Annotated in this window: 15 protein-coding genes; 13 read left to right on the top strand and 2 right to left on the bottom strand. The window is 73.7% G+C overall.

Annotation, left to right across the window (positions count from 1 at the left end; genetic code table 11):
- Positions 1-129 precede the first annotated feature (129 nt).
- On the top strand, positions 130-3,849 hold the full coding sequence (locus tag AB0C15_RS28370) for a S8 family serine peptidase (RefSeq protein ID WP_357356978.1): 3,720 nt from the start codon (positions 130-132) through the stop codon (positions 3,847-3,849).
- A gap of 80 nt (positions 3,850-3,929) precedes the next feature.
- On the opposite strand, the gene AB0C15_RS28365 is transcribed toward AB0C15_RS28370, so the two are convergent.
- Complete coding sequence (locus AB0C15_RS28365; RefSeq protein ID WP_357356975.1) at positions 3,930-4,949, bottom strand: helix-turn-helix domain-containing protein; 1,020 nt, start codon at positions 4,947-4,949, stop codon at positions 3,930-3,932.
- A gap of 89 nt (positions 4,950-5,038) precedes the next feature.
- On the opposite strand from AB0C15_RS28365, the gene recN reads away from it, so the two are divergent.
- From recN to AB0C15_RS28320, 9 genes are all read left to right on the top strand, one after another.
- Entirely contained in the window at positions 5,039-6,796 is a 1,758-nt protein-coding gene (gene recN, locus AB0C15_RS28360; protein WP_357356973.1) for a DNA repair protein RecN, read from the top strand.
- Between the two features lie 119 nt (positions 6,797-6,915).
- Positions 6,916-8,094: a putative cytokinetic ring protein SteA gene (gene steA / locus AB0C15_RS28355; protein WP_357356971.1), complete on the top strand. Its 1,179-nt coding sequence runs from the start codon at positions 6,916-6,918 to the stop codon at positions 8,092-8,094.
- A gap of 27 nt (positions 8,095-8,121) precedes the next feature.
- Positions 8,122-9,066, top strand: coding sequence for a copper transporter (locus AB0C15_RS28350; RefSeq protein WP_357356970.1), 945 nt, complete (start codon positions 8,122-8,124; stop codon positions 9,064-9,066).
- A gap of 82 nt (positions 9,067-9,148) precedes the next feature.
- Entirely contained in the window at positions 9,149-10,015 is an 867-nt protein-coding gene (locus AB0C15_RS28345; protein WP_357356968.1) for a hypothetical protein, read from the top strand.
- Between the two features lies 1 nt (position 10,016).
- Positions 10,017-11,702: a lipid II flippase MurJ gene (locus AB0C15_RS28340; RefSeq protein ID WP_357356966.1), complete on the top strand. Its 1,686-nt coding sequence runs from the start codon at positions 10,017-10,019 to the stop codon at positions 11,700-11,702.
- On the top strand, positions 11,699-12,871 hold the full coding sequence (locus AB0C15_RS28335; RefSeq protein WP_357356964.1) for a glycosyltransferase family 4 protein: 1,173 nt from the start codon (positions 11,699-11,701) through the stop codon (positions 12,869-12,871). The genes AB0C15_RS28340 and AB0C15_RS28335 overlap by 4 nt, the downstream gene beginning before the upstream one ends.
- Positions 12,871-15,282: a hypothetical protein gene (locus AB0C15_RS28330; protein ID WP_357356999.1), complete on the top strand. Its 2,412-nt coding sequence runs from the start codon at positions 12,871-12,873 to the stop codon at positions 15,280-15,282. The genes AB0C15_RS28335 and AB0C15_RS28330 overlap by 1 nt, the downstream gene beginning before the upstream one ends.
- Positions 15,283-15,445: 163 nt before the next feature.
- Complete coding sequence (locus AB0C15_RS28325; RefSeq protein WP_357356962.1) at positions 15,446-17,197, top strand: CTP synthase; 1,752 nt, start codon at positions 15,446-15,448, stop codon at positions 17,195-17,197.
- A 43-nt stretch (positions 17,198-17,240) separates the two neighbouring features.
- Positions 17,241-17,846: an NUDIX hydrolase gene (locus tag AB0C15_RS28320; RefSeq protein WP_357356960.1), complete on the top strand. Its 606-nt coding sequence runs from the start codon at positions 17,241-17,243 to the stop codon at positions 17,844-17,846.
- 84 nt (positions 17,847-17,930) lie between these two features.
- On the opposite strand, the gene AB0C15_RS28315 is transcribed toward AB0C15_RS28320, so the two are convergent.
- On the bottom strand, positions 17,931-18,206 hold the full coding sequence (locus AB0C15_RS28315) for a TM2 domain-containing protein (RefSeq protein WP_196922376.1): 276 nt from the start codon (positions 18,204-18,206) through the stop codon (positions 17,931-17,933).
- 292 nt (positions 18,207-18,498) lie between these two features.
- Here AB0C15_RS28315 and ald point away from each other — a divergent pair, with 292 nt between their 5' ends.
- The 3 genes from ald to AB0C15_RS28300 all read left to right on the top strand — a co-directional run bounded on the left by ald (position 18,499) and on the right by AB0C15_RS28300 (position 21,721).
- On the top strand, positions 18,499-19,614 hold the full coding sequence (ald, locus tag AB0C15_RS28310) for an alanine dehydrogenase (protein WP_357356957.1): 1,116 nt from the start codon (positions 18,499-18,501) through the stop codon (positions 19,612-19,614).
- A gap of 38 nt (positions 19,615-19,652) precedes the next feature.
- Positions 19,653-20,618 carry a site-specific tyrosine recombinase XerD gene (locus tag AB0C15_RS28305; RefSeq protein ID WP_357356955.1) on the top strand — a complete coding sequence of 322 codons (966 nt, stop codon included), beginning with the start codon at positions 19,653-19,655 and terminating at the stop codon, positions 20,616-20,618.
- Between the two features lie 179 nt (positions 20,619-20,797).
- A complete protein-coding gene (locus AB0C15_RS28300; protein ID WP_124862901.1) occupies positions 20,798-21,721 on the top strand; it encodes an AAA family ATPase in 924 nt (307 codons plus the stop codon).
- Positions 21,722-21,748: the final 27 nt, after the last annotated feature.

Here is a 21,748-nt window from a genome sequence, read left to right as displayed (position 1 = left end):
TTGTCCACCTGACGACATGTCGCCGCTGCGGCGGCGGGCGACTAGTGACCAGGCGATGTGCTCCGTCGCAGACTCCGATCGGCTCTCATCTACGGATGGTGGGCCCGAAGGAGTAGAGGAGCGCATCGCATGCACTGGTCCCCCCGCTGGCTCGCCGTCGGCGCGGTCGGCGCGTTGGTGGTCGGCGTCGCCGCACCGGCGTCCGCCGTTCCGCCCGCCCGGCCCACCGGCGCGACGTCGGGCACGCCCGCCCCGTACGCCGCACCTGTCCGCATCACCCTGATCACCGGCGACCAGGTCGACCTGGTCCAGGCCGCGCCGGGTCGGGTCGCCGCCACCGTCCGCCCGGGACCCGGGCGCGAGCGGATCGTCTTCCAGACCACGCAGGTCGACGGCTCGCTGCGGGTGCTTCCCAGCGATGCCCTGCCGTACGTGTCCAGCGGGGTTCTCGACGCCGACCTGTTCGACGTGCAGGGGTTGGCGGCCGACGGTTACGGCGACACCGCGCGGGGCAACCTGCCGCTGATCGTGCGGTACCAGGAGCCGACCGCCGGCCGGGTGCGACCCCTCGCCGGGGCCACCGACGCCCGTCCCCTGGAGAGCATCAACGGTGCGGCGCTGCGGGTCGGCAAGGGTGACCTGGGCGGCCTGTGGAGCACGCTCGCCGGTACACCGACCAGCCGGACCACGGCCGCCGCGCCCCGGCTGGGTGGCGGCATCGCCCGGGTCTGGTTGGACGGGAAGGTCCGCCCGACGCTCGAGCACAGTGTGCCGCAGATCGGCGCCCCGACAGCCTGGGCCGCCGGCCGGGACGGCAGTGGTGTGACGGTGGCGGTCCTCGACACCGGCGTCGACGCCACCCACCCCGACCTGGCCGGTCGGATCGCTGAGGCGCGGGACTTCTCCGGCAGCGGCAGCGCCCGGGACGGGCACGGACACGGCACCCACGTGGCGGCCACCATCGCCGGCAGCGGGGCGGCGTCCGACGGGCTCCGCAAGGGCGTCGCGCCCGGCGCGCGGCTGCTGGTGGGCAAGGTCCTCGACGACGGCGGCTCCGGCTACGACTCGTCCATCATCGCGGGCATGGAGTGGGCCGCCCACTCCGGCGCGAAGGTGGTCAGCATGAGCCTCGGCGGTGACCCGACCGACGGCACCGATCCGATGAGCCAGGCGGTCAACGACCTGTCCGCCGAGACCGGGGCGCTGTTCGTGGTCGCCGCCGGCAACGCGGGCGCGGCACGCACCGTCGGTACGCCCGGCGCGGCCGCGGCGGCGCTCACCGTCGGCGCGGTGGACCGCGACGACGACCTGGCCGAGTTCTCCAGCCGTGGTCCGCGGCTCGGCGACAACGGGCTCAAGCCCGAGATCACCGCGCCCGGCGTCGGCATCGTCGCCGCGCGGGCCGCCGGCACCACCATGGGTACGCCGGTGGGCGACGCCTACACGACGGCGTCCGGCACCTCGATGGCCACGCCGCACGTGTCCGGGGCGGCCGCGATCCTCGCTCAGGAGCACCCCGACTGGACCGCCGGGAAGCTCAAGGACGCGCTGGTGAGCACCACGAAGGCGAACCCGGCGCTCACCGTCTTCGAGCAGGGCGCCGGTCGGGTCGACGTGGCGCGGGCGCTCGGCCAGCGGGTGTACGCCTCGGCCACCGCCGACTTCGGCCGGATCTCCACCGACGGCGCGTCGGTCGAGCGGACCGTGACGTACACCAACGGCACGACCGCCGCGCAGACCCTGCGGCTGGCCCTGGACCTGCGCAACCTGGACAGCGGCGCGGCCGAGGCCGACGGTGTGACGGTCGGCTCCGGCACGGTGACCGTGCCGGCGGGTGGCAGTGTGGCGGTGCCCCTGCGGGCCGACCCGGCCAAGCTGGCCCGGGGGCCGCACGGTGGTTGGTTGGTGGCGACCGGGACGGACGGGGTGGCGGTGCGCACGCCGGTCGGGCTCACCGTCAGCGGCCCGCTGCACCAGGTCACCGTGAAGGTGTTGGACCGGCAGGGTCAGCCGGCGCTCTCGCCGGCGTTGACCCTCTTCGGTGAGCAGCCCGAGTCGGACTACTGGGGCTGGTGGCCCGGCGAGGGCACCCTCCAGGTCGAGGAGGGCACGTACCTGCTGACCGCCCTGGTCGAGCACGGCGCACCGCTGGACGAGCAGATGACGCAGACGGTCGAGCCGGAGCTGGTCGTCGACCGGGACCTCACCGTGGTGCTCGACGCCCGCCGGGGCACGCCGGTACGGATCGAGACGCCGAAGCCCAGCGAGCAGCGGGCCACGCTCAGCTGGTACGTGCACCGGGTGTTGGGCAACGGTCGGCAGATCGACCACGGGGTGATGGCCTACAGCACCGTCCAGCAGGTGAACGTCACGCCGACCCGGCAGGTGCGTGCGGGTGAGTTCGAGTTCGCCTCGCGCTGGCAGCTCGTCGCGCCCATGGTGGACGCGACGATCAGTGGGGTGTCCGGTCCGTCGGACATCAACCTGCTGGGAAGCTCACCCGCGCCGACCGGGCGGCGCAAGCTGCCACTGGTCTGGGCCGGCGCCGGAACTCCTGCCGAGCTGGCCCGGGTGCGGGGCGCCGCCGCGCTCCTCGCCACCGACCCGAACCGCGCCGAGGAGGAGCAGGTCGCCGCCGCGGCGGCAGCCGGCGCCGCCGCGGTGCTGATCGTCCGCCCGCAGGACCGGAGCGCGTGGACGGTCTGGCGGCCCGACGGGGAGCGGCTGCCGATCCCGGCGATGGTGGTGGCGTACGACGACGGGCAGCGGCTCATCACGGCGGCGCGCAACGGCCGGGCGACGCTGGACCTGACGTTGACCGTGGACAGCCCCTACCTGTACGACGTGTGGCAGGTGTCGAAGGGTCGGGTGCCGGAGCGGGTCGTGCACACGGTGACCGCGAAGAACACCGCGGAGGTCACCGCGAGCTACGGCGACATGGGCGCGGGGTGGGCCACCGAGGAGCGCTTCGGTTGGCGTCCGTGGCAGACGTACGCCTGGAACGACGACCAGCGTCTGGTCCGTAACGGCACCACCCGGCAGGAGCTGGTCAGTGCCGGGGACAGTTGGTGGCAGCACCGGGTGCTGCACAAGTCGATGTTCATGCAGTGGGGGCAGTTGACAGGTGGTCTGGCCGAGGAGCCGCGGCGGTTCGCCGCCGCCGACCGGGTGACCGAGAACTGGCACGCGCCGGTGGTCCGTCCGGCCGTCCCGGTCAGCGGTGCGCCGGTGCCCACCCGCAGCGGTGACAGCCTGGACCTGCGCGTGCCCGAGTTCGTCGACGCTGGTGGACACGTCAGCGTGGCCGGCATCAGCGAGGAGTCGGACGACGTGCGGGTGCGGGTCAGCCGCGACGGGCGGCAGATCGCGGATCTCTCCGACGGTTGGGCGCCGGTGCCCACGACCGCGGGGGCAGCCCGTTACCGGTTGGACGTGTCGACCGGGCGGTCGTCGGCCGAGTGGCGTTACGGCACCCGGACCGACACGGCGTGGGAGTTCACCTCGGCGCGGCCGGCGGGTGACAAGGCCAGGCCGTTGTCGCTGCTTCAGGTGGACTACCGGGTGCCGGCGGACCTGCACGGCACGGTCCGCGGCGATCGGTCGCACCGGGTGGGGTTGACCCTGCGTCAGCCGGCCGGGGTGGCTGCCCCGACCGGCGCCAGCGTCCGGGTGCAGGTCTCCTTCGACGGGGGCGTCACCTGGCGTGACGCGCGGACCGTGGGGTCGGGTACCCGGTACACCGCCACCGTGCCGGCGGGGCGCGGAACGGTGTCGCTGCGGGTGCACGCCACCGACCGGGCCGGGAACAGCGTCGACCAGACGGTGCTCCAGGCGTACGGGCTGCGCTGACCGGACCGGGCGGGGCGACTGGGCGCCCCGCCCGTCCGGTGCAGGGGTCCACCGTCGGCCGACGGTGGACCCCTGCGGTGTCAGAGCCAGCCGCGTCGGGCCACCTGGAACGCCAACCCGGGCCGGGTGTCCACGCCGGCGGCCGCCATCAGGTCGGCGATGCGCCGTTGCACGGTCCGCCGGCTCACCCCGAGTTGGGAGGCGATGGACTTGTCCGGTACGCCCGCCACGAACAGCGACAGCAGCCGGGCCTCGTCGGCGTCGGGCTGGTAGCGGTCGCCGGGGCGGTCCTCGGGTTCCGGGCGTCGGGCCTCCGGCGTCGTGACGGTGTGGGGGTCGTCGAGCCGGAGCGGGGTGGCCACCCGCCAGTGGCTCTCGAAGAGGGCGAGCAGGGCGTCGAGCAGTTGGCTGCGGCCGATCACGGCGGCGCTCGGTGCGCCGCCGGCGAGGTCCGGCACCAGCGGGCAGATGGCCGTGCTGGCGTCCACGATGGCCAGTCGGACCGGTAGCCGGTCCAGGACGCGGGCCTGCTCGCCGGCGGCGACGCCCTTGGCCAGGTCGGCCAACGCGCCCTGCTCGAGCAGCAGGTCACGCTCGTAGATGGCCCGGTAGCTGACCCCACGGGCCAGCGCGTCGAACTCCTCGACGTTCTCCGGGCCGGCCATGGCGAGGGGGTTGGCCCGGCAGAACCAGAGCACCTCGGTGCGGGCCGAGTCCTGCAGGTCGCGCAGGCGGTCGCGCAGGACCCGGGCGCCGGTGATCACCTCGACGAGGTGGTCGACGTGGTGTCGGCGCAGCCCGGAGCGGTACTCCTCGGCCAGTTGGGTGACCAGTCGGCGGGCCGTTTCCAGGTCCTCCTGGCGGCGCAGCAGGGTCGCGCCGAGGGCGACGTCCGGGGCGGTCGGGCGCAGCGGGGCGTCCGGGTCGTTGTCGGTGGGCTGCACGAGGCCCTTGCCGCGCAGCGCTGCGACCTGCGCGACGACCTGCTCGCGGGGCCGGTGCAGGCGATGGACCAACTCGTCGATGCGGGCCGTGGTGAGCTGGAGCAGGCAGCGGTAGAGCTCCTCCTCAGCCGGGGTCAGGCCGATCACGTCCAACACGGGGCAGAACTGTACGTCGGCCGGGTACGGGCCGAACCCGGGCCCGTCGGCTGGTCAATTGTCGTGCCTCGCGTCTACTGTCGGTGGCTGTGCTGGACGAGCTGCGCATCACCGGACTGGGCGTCATCGAGGACACCACGCTGCCGTTGACCGGCGGCATGAACGTGATCACCGGAGAGACCGGTGCCGGCAAGACGATGGTGGTCACCGGCCTCGGTCTGCTCTTCGGCGGTCGGGCCGACGCCGGGCGGGTCCGTGCCCAACCCGGCCGGGCGGTGGTGGAGGGGCGGTTGCGGCTGCACGGGCGGGTCGCCGACGCCGTGCACGCGCGGATCGCCGAGGCCGGGGGCGAGCCCGACGAGGACGGTTCGGTGCTGCTGAGCCGCACGGTGACGGTGGAGGGGCGCTCGCGTGCCCACGTCGGTGGCCGGAGCATGCCGGTGTCGATGCTCGGTGAGGTCGGCGAGCAGGCGGTCGCCGTGCACGGTCAGTCCGACCAGTTGCGGCTGCTGCGCCCGGCCGAGCAGCGGGCCGCACTGGACCGGTTCGCCGGCCCCGCGCACGAGAAGCTGCTCGACGCGTTGCGGGAGGCGTACACCCGGTGGCGTCGGGTGGTCGACGACCTGGCCGACCGGCGGCGCAACGCCCGCGAACGCAACCAGGAGGCCGACCTGCTGCGGTTGGGCCTCGACGAGATCACCCGGGTCGATCCGCAGCTCGGTGAGGACGACGAGCTGAAGACCGAGGCGCAGCGGCTGGAGCACGCCGAGGGCCTGCGCACGGCCGCGCAGATCGCCCAGCAGTGTGTGGCCGGCGGCGCGGAGGTCGCCGACGAGACCCCGGACGCTGCGGCGCTGCTCGGCACCGCCCGGCGCACCCTGGAGGCGCAGTCCGGCACCGATCCGGCGCTCGGTGAGCTGGCGGCCCGCCTGGAGGAGGCGGCCACCCTGGTCACCGACGTGTCCGCGGAGCTGTCGGCGTACCTGGCGACGTTGGATGCGGACCCGGCCCGGTTGCAGCACGTCTACGAGCGGCGGGCCGCGCTGCGGGCGTTGACCCGTAAGTACGCCGACGACGTGGACGGGGTGATCGCGTGGGCCGACCGGGCCCGCACCCGACTGTCCGATCTGGACATGTCCGACGACGTGCTCGACGAGTTGGACCGGGAGGGTCAGCGGCTCGCCGTCGAGGTGGCCGACCTTGCCGGGCGGGTGTCCACCTCCCGGCAGGAGGCGGCCGTCCGCTTCGCCGACCAGGTCACCGTCGAGCTGGCCGGTCTGGCCATGCCGCACGCGCGGATCGAGGTGGCGGTGCTGCCCCGGCCGGCCGGGCGGGCCGAGCCGACGCTCGAGGTCAACGGCGTCGAGGTGGGTGTCGCCCCGGACGGTGGTGACGAGGTGGAGTTGCGGTTGCTGGCCCACCCGGGTGCGCCGTCGCTGCCGTTGCAGCGCGGCGCCTCCGGCGGTGAGCTGTCCCGGGTGATGCTCGCCATCGAGGTCGTGTTCGCCGGTTCGGGTGGTCCGCCCACGTTGGTCTTCGACGAGGTCGACGCGGGGGTCGGCGGCCAGGCGGCGGTGGAGATCGGCCGTCGGTTGGCTCGGTTGGCCCGCAGTCACCAGGTGTTGGTCGTCACGCACCTGCCGCAGGTGGCCGCGTTCGCCGACCGGCACCTGGTGGTGGCGAAGGACACCGGCGGCGCGGTGACGACGAGCGGGGTCCGGGTGGTGGAGGACACCGAGCGGGCCCGGGAGTTGGCGCGCATGCTTGCAGGTTTGCCCGATTCGGATCTGGGTATCGCTCACGCCGAGGAGCTTCTGGCCGTGGCCGCCAAGGAAAGGCGACCCTGACGCCGCGTATTGTGAGCGCAAGCACACCGGCTTGTGCCGGTGTGTGCTTCCCTGGGTAGGCGGCCCTGCTCAGGCATGTCGCGACAGAAAAGCCTGCCTCACATGCCAGGATGGTCACGATGCGTCTACCCACGTTGCGCCGGAACCGGAACTCCGAACCGGGCAGAGTCCTCGGCACCGCGCGCCTAGACCGGCGGACGAAACGCCTGGTCGGTCGGCTGCGCCCCGGTGACATCGCGGTCATCGACCACGTCGACCTGGACCGGGTGGCGGCCGACTCGCTCGTCGCCGTCGGGGTCGCGGCGGTGCTCAATGCCAAGCCGTCGGTCTCCGGCCGTTACCCCAACCTCGGGCCGGAGGTGTTGATCGCCGCCGGCATTCCGCTCCTCGACGACCTGGGGGAGGGCGTCTTCGAGCGGATCCGCGAGGGCGACCAGGTGCGCATCGAGGGCAACACGGTCTTCGCCGGTGACGAGCCGGTGGCGCACGGCAGCCTCCAGGACGCCGAGTCGGTGGCCAAGGCGATGGCCGACGCTCGGGAGGGTCTGTCGGTGCAGTTGGAGGCGTTCGCCGCCAACACGATGGACTACCTGCGCCAGGAGCGCGACCTGCTGCTCGACGGTGTCGGTGTGCCGGACATCGAGACCCAGATGCAGGGTCGGCACTGCCTGATCGTGGTGCGCGGCTACGACTACAAGGCCGACCTGGACGTGCTGCGCCCGTACATCCGGGAGTTCAAGCCGGTGCTCATCGGCGTGGACGGGGGCGCGGACGCCCTGGTCGAGGCCGGCTACACCCCCGATATGATCATCGGGGACATGGATTCGGTCACCGACGACGTGCTTCGCTGCGGCGCCGAGGTGATCGTGCACGCGTACCCGGACGGGCGGGCGCCCGGTCTGCCGCGGGTCAACGGTCTCGGTGTGCCGGCGATCACCTTCCCGGCGGCGGCGACGAGCGAGGACCTGGCGATGCTGCTCGCCGACGAGAAGGGCGCCTCGCTGCTGGTCGCGGTCGGCACCCACGCCACCCTTGTCGAGTTCCTCGACAAGGGCCGCGGCGGCATGGCCTCGACGTTCCTGACCCGGTTGAAGGTCGGCGGCAAGCTCGTCGACGCCAAGGGCGTGAGCCGGCTCTACCGGCAGAGCATCTCCGGGTCGTCGCTGCTGCTGCTGGTGCTGTCGGCCATCGCGGCGATGGCGTCCGCGGTGGCCGTGTCGACAGTCGGTAAGGCGTACCTGGGCGTGGTCGCCGAGTGGTGGGACAATTTCGTGTTCCAGCTGTACCGGCTCTTCTAGTTCCCGACCGATCAAGAGGCTGCAAGCGTGATCAACTTCCGCTACCACGTGGTGTCCCTCACCGCGGTCTTCCTGGCTCTGGCGATCGGTCTGGTGGTCGGCACAGCCGCCCTCAACGGCCCGGTCGCCGACTCCCTCGAGGGTCAGGTCACCGGGCTGCGCAAGGACAACCAGCACTGGCGTCAGACGGTCAGCAACATGGAGAAGCAACTCGCGCTCGAAGAGGACTTCGCCGAGGAGACCGCTCAGCTCCTCCTGCCCGGCACCCTCACCGGGCGTCGGGTCGTGGTGCTCAGCCTGCCCAACGGGCGTGACCACACCGAGGCCGTGCTCAAGAAGCTCCAGCTCGCCGGGGCCACCATCACCGGCCAGGTCGACCTGCAGGACAAGTTCATCAACCCGGACAACAACTCCAACCTGCTGGAGTTGGCCGTCACCGCCGCCCGCCCGACCGCGCAGACCACCGGCCTGCCCGGCAACGGGCACGGGGTGGAGACCTCGAGCGCGTTGCTCGCCAGCGTCCTGCTGGACCGGCCCCAGGGCGTCACACCGGTCAGCGACGCCGACCGGCGGGCCGTGCTCGCCGCCTACAACAACGCCGGTTACCTGACCACCGACAGCAACAAGGTGACCGCCTCGGCGGAAGCGGTCGTGGTGGTCAGCGGCCAGCCGTACGTCGACAAGGACTCCGACAAGCGGGACGAGTCGGTCGTCAACGTCGCCGAGCAGTTCGACCGCACCGGTTCGATCGTGGTGGCCGGCAACGGGTCGGTCGGCGGCAACCTGGTCGGCGTGGTGCGCGGCGACCCGGTGCTCGCCCAGACCATCTCCACGGTCGACAACGCCAACACCGTGCAGGGTCAGGTGGTCACCACCCTTGCCCTGGTGCAGCAGCTCACCGAGAAGAAGGCCGGGCAGTACGGCGTCGGCGACAACGCCGCGTCCGGCCTGTTGCCTAAACTGCCCCAGTGAGCGAACGACGTACCCCCGTGTCCGTAATCGCCGAGGCGGCGCGTGAGCGTGCGAGCCTGAGGCACCACAGCGAGGTGGCCGCATGAGCGCGCTGGGTCGGCTGTTGATCGCCGGTGCGGGTGCCGCGGCGGCCCGGTACGCGCTGCGGGAGGCCCGTACCTCGCCGGCCGGGCCCGCATTGGAGCGCACCAACTTCCGTGGCCGCACGGTGAGCCTGGCCGCCGGGCCGGCGCTCGCCGCCGGCGCGGCCGCCGCCGGCGCGTTCGGTGCCACCGGCGGTGCCGCAGGTGGGGCCGCCCTGGTCGCCGGTCTCGGCGCGGGCGGCGTCGGCCTCTACGACGACGTGGTCGGCGCGCGGCCGGAGCAGAAGGCGGCAAAGGGTTTCGCCGGGCACCTCGCCGCGCTGCGCGAAGGGCGGGTCACCGCCGGTCTGGTCAAGGTCGTCGGGGTGGGTGCCGCCGGGCTGGGTGCCGCCGCGCTGCTCGCCGCCGACCCCCGGGTGTCCGCGCACCCGCGCCGGCAGCGCCAGGGTGCGTTCGGTCGGGGTGTCGACGTGCTTCTCGGTGCCGGCGTGATCGCCGGCACGGCCAACCTGCTCAACCTGCTCGACCTGCGCCCGGGCCGGGCGATCAAGTCCGGGCTGCTGCTCGCCGCGCCGCTCACCGGCGGGCCGCAGGGCGGGATCGCCGCCGGTGCGGCCGGCGCCGCCGCCGGGCTGCTCCGCGACGACCTGGCCGAGGACGTGATGCTCGGCGACAGTGGCGCGAACGCGCTCGGGGCGCTGCTCGGCGTCGCGCTGGCCGCCCGCAGCGGCCCACTCGGGCGGGCCGGTGTGCTCGCCGTCCTGGCCGGGCTCACCGCGGCCAGCGAGAAGGTCAGCTTCACTGCGGTGATCCAGCGGACGCCGGGGCTGCGCGAGCTCGACGCACTGGGCCGACGCGCCGACTGACGTGAGCAGACCGGCACCCCTCGCCGGCGCCGGCCGGCTGGCCGGGGCAGCCGCGCTCATCGCCGTCCTCACCGTGGCCAGCCGACTCGCCGGCTTCGGTCGTACCGCCGTGTTCACCTGGGTGGTCGAGCAGAGCGACCTCGGCGGCATGTACGTCATCGCCAACACGGTGCCGAACATCGTCTTCGAGATCGTCGCGGGCGGGGCGTTGGCCAGTCTGGTCGTGCCCCTGCTGGCCGGAGCGGTCGCGGCGGAGGACCGGCGGACGGTGGCGGCGACCACCGGCGCCCTGCTCACCTGGACGGTGAGCCTGCTGGTTCCGCTCGCCGTGCTCGTCGTCCTGTTCGCCGACCCGATCATCTCGGTGATCAGCGAGGGACGGTCGGCCGCGGAACTCGCCGCCGGCGCCCGGATGCTGCGCGTGTTCGCCCCGCAGTTGCCGCTGTACGGGATCGGCATCGTGCTCACCGGTGTCCTGCAGGCACACCGACGCTTCGCGTGGCCGGTCATCGCGCCGCTGCTGTCCAGCCTCACCGTGGTCGTCGTCTACGTGGCCTTCGGTGCCGCCCAGGGGCGGGGCGTGTCGGTGGCCCAGGTCGGCCGCAGCGGTGAACTGCTCCTGTCCGGTGGCACCACACTGGGCGTGGTCGTGCTCTCGCTGTCGCTGCTGATTCCGCTGCGGCGGCTGCGGGTGCGACCCCGGTTCGGGTACGCCTTCACCGCTGACGCGCGGGCCCGGATCGGCGGGCTGGCCACGGCCGGCGCGGTGACGGTCGCGGCGCAGCAGGTAGCGCTCCTGGTGGTCCTGAACCGGGTCTCCGGTGGCCCCACCGGCTCACCCCAGGTGTTCAACCTGGCGCAGGCGATCTACCTGCTGCCGTGGGCGGTCCTCGCGGTGCCGCTGGCGGTGGCGTCCTATCCCACGCTTGCCACGGCCAGCGCCGCCGGTGACGAGGACGGTTACCGACGGACCCTCTCCGGCGCGGTGCGGGGTGTGCTGCTGTTCAGTTGTCTCGGCGTCGCGGCGTTGATCGGCACCGCGCAGCCGGTCGCCGCCCTGTTCTACCCGGACAACCCGGCGTCCACCGCGGCGGCGATCAGCGGGTTCGCGCCGGGTCTGCTCGGCTACGGCCTGTTCGCGGTGCTGTCCCGGGCGCTCTACGCGCGCGGCGACACCCGGTCGGCGACGGTGGCGATCACCCTCGGCTGGCTGGTCGTTCCGGCCGTGGCGCTGCCGTTGACGGTGCTGCTGCCCACCGCCGACCGGGTGTTGGCCGTGACGTCGGCGAACTCGGTGGGGATGCTGGTGCTCGGCGCCCTGCTGGTCCTGGCGGTGCGGCGCGGCGTCGGGCGTGCCGCGTTGACCGGCGCGGCGCGGGCCGGGGCCGCCGGTGGCCTCGCCGGTCTGCTCGCCGGGCTCGCCGGATGGGGTCTGGGCCGCTGGCTCGACCAGTCGGACGGCGGCACCCCGACGATGGCGGGCGCGCTCGGTCAGGGCATGCTGTCCGGGGTTCTGGTCGGGGTGGTGTTCCTCGCCGTGGTCTGGTTCCTCGACCGGCGGGACGTACAGCCACTGCTCGTCGGGGTGCTGCGGCGTCTGGGTCGGCGGGGGCCGTCCGGCGGTGCGCCGACACCGGGCGCGGACGCCGCGGAGCGGGGCGACGGGAAGGAGACGGCGACGCGATGACTGAGCCACCTCTGCCTGCCGACTGGTCGGGCACCGTCGCGTTGGTGCTGGCGTCCAGCACCGGCGGTGTCGGCCAGCACGTCCGTTCGGTGGCGCGCGGCCTCGTCGCCGGCGGTGTCACCGTCCTGGTCTGCGGGCCCGCCGCCACTCAGGAGCAGTTCGACTTCACCGGGGTCGGTGCGCGTTTCGCGCCGGTGGAGATCCCGGCCAGCCCGACGCCTGCCGACGCGCGGGCTGTGCTCGCGCTGCGCCGGGCGCTCGCCGCCGCTCACGTCGACCTGGTGCACGCGCACGGCCTGCGGGCCGGGCTGGTCGCCGTGCTGGCCCGTCCGGTCGCCCCGCTGATCGTCACCTGGCACAACGCGGTGCTCGCGGGTGGGCTGCGGGGTGGGGTGTCCCGGCTGGTCGAACGGGTGGTGGCCCGGGGTGTGCGGGTGGCGCTCGGCGCGTCCGCGGACCTGGTGCGTCGGGCCGCCGAGGTGGGTGCCGCCGACGCCCGGCTCGCCCCGGTCGCCGCGCCGACGCTGCCCGCCGCACGTCGACGCCCGGCGGCGGTACGCGCCGAGTTCGGCGTCCGCCCGGACCAGCCGTTGATCCTCTCGGTTGGCCGGCTGCACCCGCAGAAGCGCTACGACGTGCTGATCGACGCGGCGGCCCGCTGGCGGACGCGTACCCCACCGCCGGTCGTGGTGATCGCGGGCAGCGGGCCGGCGTACCTGCCGCTCGCCGCGCGGACCTCCGCCGCCCGTGCGCCGGTGACCCTGTTGGGGCACCGCACCGACGTGGCCGACCTGCTCGCCGGCGCCGACCTGGCGGTGGTGACGAGCGACTGGGAGGCCCGGCAGCTCTTCGCCCAGGAGGCGCTGCGCGCCGGCGTGCCGCTGGTGGCCACCGCGGTCGGTGGGCTCCCGGACCTCGTCGGCGACGCCGCCACGCTGATTCCCGCCGGCGACGTGGACGCCCTCGACGCGGCCGTCCGCGCGTTGCTCGACGACCCGGCGGCGCGGGCCGAGTGGGGCCGGCGTGGCGCCGCACAGGCGGCGACGTGGCCGACCGAGGAGGACACCGTAGCCGCGCTCGTCGCCCTCTACGCGGAGGTGGCCGGGGAGACCGGGGGTTCGGCGGGTGCCGCCCCGGGCTCCGACGCCCCGAGAACGGGACACCGATGATGCTGCGCCGAATCGCGCCCGCCCTGTTGACGGTGCTCGTGGTGGCGCTCGGCGTCACCGCGCTCGCCGCCCGCCCACCCCAGGGCACCCCGCAACGCACCGCCGACTTCGTGGTGCTCGCCGGGATCGCCGGGCTGCGCTGGGAGGACGTGGATCCGCAGAGCACCCCGACGCTGTGGCGGATGGCCCAGAACGGGTCGATCGGCTCACTGTCGGTGCGGTCCGCGCACCGGCCGACCTGCCCGGTGGACGGCTGGTTGACGGTGGGCGCGGGCAGCTTCGCCGCGTGGAACGGCAGCCGGTCGGCCGACGGGTGCCCGGCGCCGACGGCGGTGACCGTCGAACAGCCGGACGGCATCGGCGCGAACCTGCCCGACCAGGAGAGTGTCGTCCACTACAACCAGCAACGGCTGCCCTGGGGTGCCCTGCCCGGCTCGTTGTCCGAGTCGGTGCGGTGCTCGGTCGCGGTGGGGCCGGGCGCGGCGGTGGCCGCCGCCCGACCGTTCGGCCGCGTCGACAGGTACGCCCCGGGGCTGCCGGCCGACCCCCGGCCGCTGCTGGGTTCGTGTGTGCTGAGCATCGTCGACCTCGGCACCGTCGCCGGGGTCGATCCGGCGACCCGCGCCGAGCAGGCCCGTGCGGCGGACGCCGAGCTGGCCCGGGTGTTGGCGGCGCGGCCGCCGCGGTCGTTGGTGCTCGTCGCGGGGATCTCCGACACCGCGCAGCCGTCGCGGCTGCACGTGGCGGTCGCCGACGGGCCGGGCTGGGAGCGGGGGTGGCTCACCTCGGCCAGCACCGGTCGGGACGGGTACCTGCAACTTGTCGACCTCGCGCCGACCGCCCTCGCCGCGTTGGGCCGTCCCATGCCGGAGCGGCTCTTCCTGGGTCGTCCGGCCATCAGCACCGGCGGCCGTCCGACCGACCTGGCCGAGGCCATCGACGCGCCGGCGAACGCCGACCGGGAGGCGGCGGCGCAGCGGTCCGTCTCCGGTCTGTTCTTCGCGCTGCTCGCCGGTGTGCAGGTGCTGTTGGCGCTGGCGATCCTGCCGCTGCTGCGCCGGGCCCGTCCGCACGCCGGCCCGGCCGGTCCGACGCCGGTCTCCAAGCGGGTCGTGGCGGTGGTGGAGCTGCTGCTCGTCGCCGCGGCGCTGACGGTGCCGGCGGCGTTGCTCGCCGACGCGGTGCCGTGGTGGCGCGGTGAGCACCCCGGGTGGATCTTCGCGGGGGTGACCGCGCTGCTGGTGGCCGCGGGCACCGCGGCGGTGCGGTTCGCCCCCGGGTACGCGGGCACCCTCGGGCCGGTCGGCGCGGTGGCCGGCCTCACCACGCTCGTGGTCGGCCTTGACGTGCTCACCGGGTCCCGCCTGCAACTGAACAGCGTGGTCGGCTACTCGGCGTTGCAGGGCGGCCGGTACGCCGGGTTGAGCACGGTGGGGCTGGGAGTGTTCCTCGCCGGTGCGCTTGTCACCGGCGGTTGGCTCGCCCAGCGGGTGCCCCGGGGCTGGCGGCCGGCGGTGATGGTGGCGGTGGGTGGTGTCGCCGTGGTGGTGGTCGGCAGCCCCTACCTGGGTGCCGACCCGGTCGGCGCGATCGCGCTCACCGCCGGGGTGAGCGTCGCCGCGGTGATCAGCGCCGGTGGCTGGTTGACGGTCAGCCGGCTGGCCTGGGCCGCGATGGCCGCGCTCGCGGTCGGTATCGGGTTCGCCGTGGTGGACCTGCGGCGTCCGTCGGCGGAGCGGGGCAGCCTGGGCCGGTTCCTCTCGGCGCTCGGCGACGGGACCGGCGGGTTCGCGGTGCACCGCTCCAGCGCGGAGAACTTCGAGACGTTGGTCAACAGCCCGCTAACGGTGCTGGCGCTGGCCGGTGGGTTGCTGGTGTGGTTCGCCCTGTTGCAGCCGTGGGGTGGGCTGATGCGGTTGTTCGGCATCTACCCGGCGGTCCGGGCCGCGCTTGCCGGCACGGTGGTCGCCGCGGTGTTCGGTGGCGTGCTCGACGGCGCGGCGCTGGACGTGATGGGTGCCGCCGCCGCCCTGGTGGTGCCGATGGCGGCCCTGGCGGCGCTGCGGGTGCTCGGGCACGCCGCGGACCGGACCCGCCCGGCAGCGGGCCGTTCCCGCGCCAACGGCGCCGACGACGACTCGGGGCCCGGCGGGGTCGGCCCGGCCGGTGGGGGCGACGGTCCGACCGGCGGCGGTGGGCCGTTGGGTGCGGTGCACCCGCGTCCGATCAGCGGCCCGCCCGCGAGCGCACCGGCGACGGTCACCCGACCGGCGGCGGCGCCGGCGGGTGACGGGGACGCCGACGACCCGGCCGACTCGACCGCGAGCGGGTCGACGACGGAGCCCGCGCCGACGGCGCCCGTACCGCCGCGTCAGGTCTCCCGGTCGTCGCCGGAGGTTGCCACCTCCTGAGCGCCGGGCGTCGCCCGGACGGCCCGCAGGTGTCACAGCCGGGGTGCGGCCTGCGGGTACCCGTCCGGGAGGTGTTACCGTCGAATCCCGTGGATCGCGTGATCACTCTGCTGATCAAGCACGGCGGTCTGCATGACCGCGACAGACGACACGGGAGCAGGCCTTGGCCCCATCAGCACGGACGACCAGGCACATTTTCGTCACCGGGGGCGTCGCCTCCTCGCTGGGTAAGGGCCTCACCGCCTCCAGCCTCGGCAACCTGCTGACCGCGCGCGGGTTGCGCGTGGTGATGCAGAAGCTCGACCCCTACCTGAACGTCGACCCCGGGACGATGAACCCGTTCCAGCACGGTGAGGTCTTCGTCACCGAGGACGGCGCCGAAACCGACCTCGACGTCGGGCACTACGAGCGGTTCCTGGACCGGGCGCTGTCCGGCAAGGCGAACGTCACCACCGGCCAGATCTACTCCGACGTGATCGCCAAGGAGCGGCGCGGCGAGTACCTGGGCGACACCGTCCAGGTCATCCCGCACATCACCAACGAGATCAAGTCGCGGATCCTGGCGATGGCCGACCCGGACGAGGACGGCCAGCTCCCCGACGTGGTGATCACCGAGGTCGGCGGCACGGTCGGCGACATCGAGTCGCTGCCGTTCCTGGAGGCGATCCGCCAGGTCCGCCACGACCTGGGCCGCGACAACTGCTTCTACCTGCACGTCTCGCTGGTGCCGTACCTGGCGCCGTCGGGTGAGCTGAAGACCAAGCCGACCCAGCACTCGGTGGCGCAGCTACGCAACATCGGTATCCAGCCGGACGCCATCGTGCTGCGCTGCGACCGGGAGATCCCGGTGAAGCTCAAGGAGAAGCTGTCGCTCTACTGCGACGTGGACGCCGAGGCGGTCGTCGCCGCACCGGACGCCCCGAGCATCTACGACATCCCGAAGGTGCTGCACCGCGAGGGCCTCGACGCGTACGTGGTGCGCCGGCTCGGGCTGTCGTTCCGGGACGTGGACTGGGCCAGCTGGGACGACCTGCTGGAGCGGGTGCACCGGCCCCGGCACACGGTCACCGTCGCGGTGGTCGGCAAGTACGTCGACCTGCCCGACGCGTACCTGTCGGTGAGTGAGGCGATCCGGGCGGCGGGCTTCGGCCACCGGGCCCGGGTGCAGCTCAAGTGGGTGCCCAGCGACGAGTGCGTCACCCCGGCCGGCGCCGCCGCGGCGTTGGCCGGCGTGGACGGGGTGCTCATCCCCGGCGGCTTCGGCGTCCGTGGCATCGAGGGCAAGATCGGCACCGCCCGGTACGCCCGGGAGGCCGGCATCCCGCTGCTCGGCCTCTGCCTCGGCCTGCAGTGCATGACGATCGAGGTGGCCCGGCACCTGGCCGGGCTGGACGGCGCCAACTCGGTGGAGTTCGACGAGCAGGCGCTGCACCCGGTCATCGCCACGATGGCCGACCAGGAGGACATCGTCGCCGGCCGGGGTGACCTGGGCGGCACCATGCGGCTGGGCGCGTACCCGGCGACGCTGACCGAGGGTTCGCTCGTCGCCGAGGCGTACGGCAGCACCGAGATCAGCGAGCGGCACCGGCACCGCTACGAGGTGAACAACGCCTACCGGGACGCGCTGACCAAGGCGGGCCTGCACATCTCCGGCACCTCCCCGGACGGCCGGCTGGTCGAGTTCATCGAACTGGACCGCAGCCTGCACCCGTTCTTCGTGGCCACCCAGGCGCACCCCGAGCTGAAGAGCCGCCCGACCCGCCCGCACCCGCTGTTCGCCTCGTTCGTCAAGGCCGCGGTGGCGTACTCGCAGGCCGACCAGTTGCCTGTCGACCTGGACGGGGCGGCGGAGGCCCCGACGACGCGCAAGGCCGCCCGCAACGGCGCCGCGACGAAGGCCACGTCGGCGTCGTGAGCGCGCGGGTCAGCGGCCTCGCCGCGCGGAGCGGGGCGGCGGCGTGAGCGGGGTGGAGCACCGCTACGAGGTGCGGTCCCGGCAGGAGCGGTACCAGGGGCGGATCTTCGACGTGGTCACCGAGGAGGTGGCCATGCCCGGCGGTGGGACCGCGTTGCGGGACCTGGTGCGCCACGTCGGTGCGGTGGCCGTGCTGGCCCTCGACGACGCCGGCCAGGTGGTGCTGATCCGGCAGTACCGGCACCCGGTCGGGCGGCACCTGTGGGAGTTGCCGGCCGGTCTGATGGACGTCTCCGGCGAGGAGTTGCCGGCGGCGGCGTTGCGGGAGTTGGCCGAGGAGGCCGACCTCACCGCCGGGCGGGTCGACGTGCTCGTCGACCTGCACAGCTCGCCGGGGTTCACCAACGAGGTGGTCCGGGTGTTCCTGGCCCGGGACCTCGCCGACGTGCCGGCCGACGAGCGGCACGAGCGCCACGACGAGGAGGCCGACCTCCAGGTCGTCCGGATCGACCTGGACGAGGCGGTCGCCATGGTCCTGGCCGGTGAGGTCACCAACGCCGCCGCGGTGGCCGGGCTGCTCGCCGTGGCCCGCGCCCGGGACACCGGTTTCACGTCTCTGCGCCGGGCGGACGCGCCGCTGACGCGCTGAGCGTCGCCGCCGGTCCAGCCGGTGGGGGAGTACGCGCCAAAGGGGCCCCGCGGTCAGCCGCGGGGCCCCTTTCGGCGTGCTGGGTCAGGAGTCGCGAAGCGGACGGCCCTGCGCGTCCGTACCGCCGTTGACCAGGATGAGAATGCCGTCGATGACGCCCCACAGGGCGCCGACGCCGCAGGTCACCACGCTCACGACGAGCTGGAGGACGGCGATCTTGGTGTGTCCGGTGTAGAACCGACCGGCACCGAAGGTGCCGAGCAGGATGCCGAGGATGCCCGCGACGATCTTGCTCTTGTCGGAGACGCCCTGGGGGTACCCCGGCTGGGGGTACCCGGGCTGGTAAGGAGGAGTGGTCATGGGCGGACACATTAGTGATCCACTCGTCGGCTGTCCGCACCGCCGCCCGGCAGATGGGACGATAATGGCGAAACACTGTCCTGTTGGCTGAGGTGACCCTCGACCGCCGAGCTGGCGCCGGGCCCTGACACATCGTCAGGCCACCCGGTCAGCGGATGCCACTGTGCTGGCTCGCGGCGGCCCCGGGCGCGCCTAGACTGCCGCCGCGGGACCGGTGTACCGCGGTGGCAAAGGGGCCGTCGCGGCACCGAGCAGTCGGGGGAGAGCAGCCCCGAAGAGAGGTGTCTGCATCGTGAAGGTCGGAATCCCACGCGAGGTCAAGAACCACGAGTACCGCGTGGCGATCACGCCAGCGGGCGTCAACGAGTTCACTCGCAGCGGCCACCAGGTCTTCGTCGAGTCCGGCGCCGGGGTTGGCTCCAGCATCACCGACGAGGAGTTCGCCGCCGCCGGCGCGACGATCCTCGCCACCGCCGACGAGGTCTGGGAGACCGCCGAGCTGGTGCTCAAGGTCAAGGAGCCGATCGCCGAGGAGTACCACCGGATGCGCGAGGGGCAGGTGCTCTTCACCTACCTGCACCTGGCCGCCTCCAAGGAGTGCACCGACGCGCTGATCGACCGCGGGGTCACCGGCATCGCGTACGAGACCGTCGAGCTGCCCGACCGGTCGCTGCCGCTGCTCGCCCCGATGTCCGAGGTGGCCGGCCGGCTCGCCCCGCAGGTGGGCGCGTTCTACATGATGCGCACCGGCGGCGGGCGCGGTGTGCTGCCCGGCGGTGTCTCCGGCGTGTACGCGGCCAAGACCGTGGTCATCGGCGCCGGCGTCTCCGGCATGAACGCCGCCGCCATCGCGCTGGGCCTGCAGTCCGAGGTGCTGCTGCTGGACAAGAACGTCGCCCGGCTGCGGCAGGCCGACGCGATCTACCGGGGCCACCTGCAGACCGTCGCGTCGAACGCGTACGAGGTCGAGCGGGCCGTGCTCGACGCCGACCTGGTCATCGGCGCGGTGCTGGTGCCCGGCGCGAAGGCCCCGACGCTGATCAGCAACGAGCTGGTCTCCCGGATGAAGCCGGGCAGTGTGCTCGTCGACATCGCCATCGACCAGGGCGGCTGCTTCGAGGACTCGCGCCCCACCACGCACGCCGACCCGGTCTACAAGGTGCACGAGTCGATCTTCTACTGCGTGGCGAACATGCCCGGCGCGGTGCCGAACACCAGCACGTACGCGCTGACGAACGTCACCCTGCCGTACGCCCTGGAGCTGGCCAACCAGGGCTGGCGCGAGGCGCTGCGCAACGACCCGGCCCTCGCGCTGGGCCTCAACACCCACGCCGGTCAGGTCACCTACGGCCCGGTCGCCGAGGCGCACGGCATGGACGTGCTGCCACTGGCCGACGTACTGGCCTGAACGGTGGCGCGCTGAGCGGCGGCACGGACTCCGCCGGCGTGGGCACCGCACCCACGCCGGCGCTGCTGCGTGCCGTCCGGGGTTACCTCGACCACCTGACCGTCGAGCGTGGCCTCTCCGCGAACACGCTCTCCTCGTACCGTCGGGACCTGGAGCGTTACCTGGCGACACTCGCCGACGCCGGCGTCGCCGACCTCGCGTCGGTCGGCGCCGGCCTCGTCGAGTCGCACCTGGCGCGGCTGCGCGCCGGCGACGACGCGCACCCGCCGCTCGCCGTCTCCTCCGCCGCCCGCGCCGCCAGCGCGGTCCGTGGCCTGCACCGCTTCGCGCTGCGCGAGGGCCTGGCCGGCGCCGACCCGAGCCGCGACGTCCGCCCACCCACGCCGCCCCGGCGGCTGCCCCGGGCGCTACCCGTCGACGACGTGGTCCGGCTGCTGGAGACCGCCGGCCCGATCACCGCGACCAGCGACGACGCGCCCCTCGCGCTGCGCGACCGGGCGCTGCTGGAGTTCCTGTACGGCACCGGCGCGCGGATCTCCGAGGCGGTCGGCGCCGCCGTGGACGACCTCGACACCGACGAGGGCACCGTGCTGCTGCGCGGCAAGGGCGGCCGGGTGCGGCTGGTGCCCATCGGCGGGTACGCCGTCGACGCGGTCCGCGCCTACCTGGTCCGGGCCCGCCCCGGGCTGGCCGCCGCCGGCCGGGGCACCCCCGCGGTGTTCCTCAACGCCCGCGGCGGCGCGCTGTCGCGCCAGGGCGCCTGGGGCATCCTGCGCCGCGCCGCCGCCGGCGCCGGGCTCCCCGTCGACGGTCCCACCGCCGTCTCCCCGCACACCCTGCGCCACTCCTACGCCACCCACCTGCTCGACGGCGGCGCCGACGTCCGGGTGGTCCAGGAGTTGCTCGGCCACGCCTCGGTGACCACCACCCAGGTCTACACACTCGTCACCGTGGAGCGGCTGCGCGAGGTGTACACCACCGCCCACCCCCGCGCCCGGGGCTGACCCGGCCACGGTCGGCGCCGACACGCCGGGCCGGTGCCGAACCCCCTGCTGGTCGGTGGCGTACAGTCGGCATCGGCGCGGACCTCCTGGAGCGGCACGACCGGGGTGCGCAGCGGCGCCGCGAAGGACGTCGGACGGCTCCGACGCCGGGTGGGTCGTCGGGAGGGGGCAACGAGCACATGGCTGGCAACGGTGACCGTGCCGAGACCTGGACGTCGGAGCTCCGCGAGCAGCAGGCCACGCTCGGCGCGGACCTGGGTCCTGCGGACCCGGCTGCCTACACGATGCGCAAGCCCATCCCCGAGCCGATGCCCACCGACCGGCACGGCCCCGCCCGCATCATCGCGATGGCCAACCAGAAGGGTGGCGTCGGCAAGACCACCACCACCATCAACCTGGGTGCCGCCCTCGCCGAGTACGGCCGCAAGGTGCTGCTCGTCGACTTCGACCCGCAGGGCGCCCTGTCGGTGGGCCTCGGCGTCAACCCGCACAACCTCGACCTGTCCGTCTACAACCTGCTCATGCAGGACGACGTGATCGCCGAGGACGTCCTCATCAAGACCGACGTGGCGGGCCTGCACCTGCTACCGGCGAACATCGACCTCTCCGCCGCCGAGATCCAGCTCGTCAACGAGGTCGCCCGGGAGATGGCCCTGGCCCGGGTGCTGCGCACGGTCCGCAAGGAGTACGACTACATCCTGATCGACTGCCAGCCGTCGCTCGGCCTGCTGGCGATCAACGCGCTGACCGTCGCGCACGGTGTGCTCATCCCCCTGGAGTGCGAGTTCTTCAGCCTGCGCGGTGTGGCCCTGCTGCTCGACACCATCGACAAGGTGCGCGAGCGGCTCAACTTCGACCTGGAGCTCGAAGGCATCCTCGCCACCATGTACGACAGCCGCACCACGCACTGCCGGCAGGTCCTCCAGCGGGTGGTCGAGGCGTTCGGCGACAAGGTCTACCAGACGGTCATCACCAAGACGGTGAAGTTCCCCGAGTCCACCGTGGCCGGTGCCCCCATCACGACGATGGACCCGGCCTCCTCCGGGGCCCGCAACTACCGTCAGCTGGCCCGCGAGGTGATCGCCGCCCAGTCGGAGCGGTAGCCGGAACGCCCGGTGCCCGCCTCGTGG

It is taken from the genome of Micromonospora sp. NPDC048835 (genome assembly GCF_040649995.1).
Taxonomy (GTDB): domain Bacteria; phylum Actinomycetota; class Actinomycetes; order Mycobacteriales; family Micromonosporaceae; genus Micromonospora.
This window is presented reverse-complemented; position numbering and strand designations above follow the sequence as displayed.

Coding starts and splice junctions, on each gene's coding strand:
- AB0C15_RS28300 (WP_124862901.1), top strand. CDS start 20,798: ATGGCTGGCAACGGTGACCGTGCCGAGACCTGGACGTCGGAGCTCCGC.
- AB0C15_RS28335 (WP_357356964.1), top strand. CDS start 11,699: ATGACTGAGCCACCTCTGCCTGCCGACTGGTCGGGCACCGTCGCGTTG.
- AB0C15_RS28315 (WP_196922376.1), bottom strand. CDS start 18,206: ATGACCACTCCTCCTTACCAGCCCGGGTACCCCCAGCCGGGGTACCCC.
- steA (WP_357356971.1), top strand. CDS start 6,916: ATGCGTCTACCCACGTTGCGCCGGAACCGGAACTCCGAACCGGGCAGA.
- AB0C15_RS28330 (WP_357356999.1), top strand. CDS start 12,871: ATGCTGCGCCGAATCGCGCCCGCCCTGTTGACGGTGCTCGTGGTGGCG.
- AB0C15_RS28345 (WP_357356968.1), top strand. CDS start 9,149: ATGAGCGCGCTGGGTCGGCTGTTGATCGCCGGTGCGGGTGCCGCGGCG.
- AB0C15_RS28370 (WP_357356978.1), top strand. CDS start 130: ATGCACTGGTCCCCCCGCTGGCTCGCCGTCGGCGCGGTCGGCGCGTTG.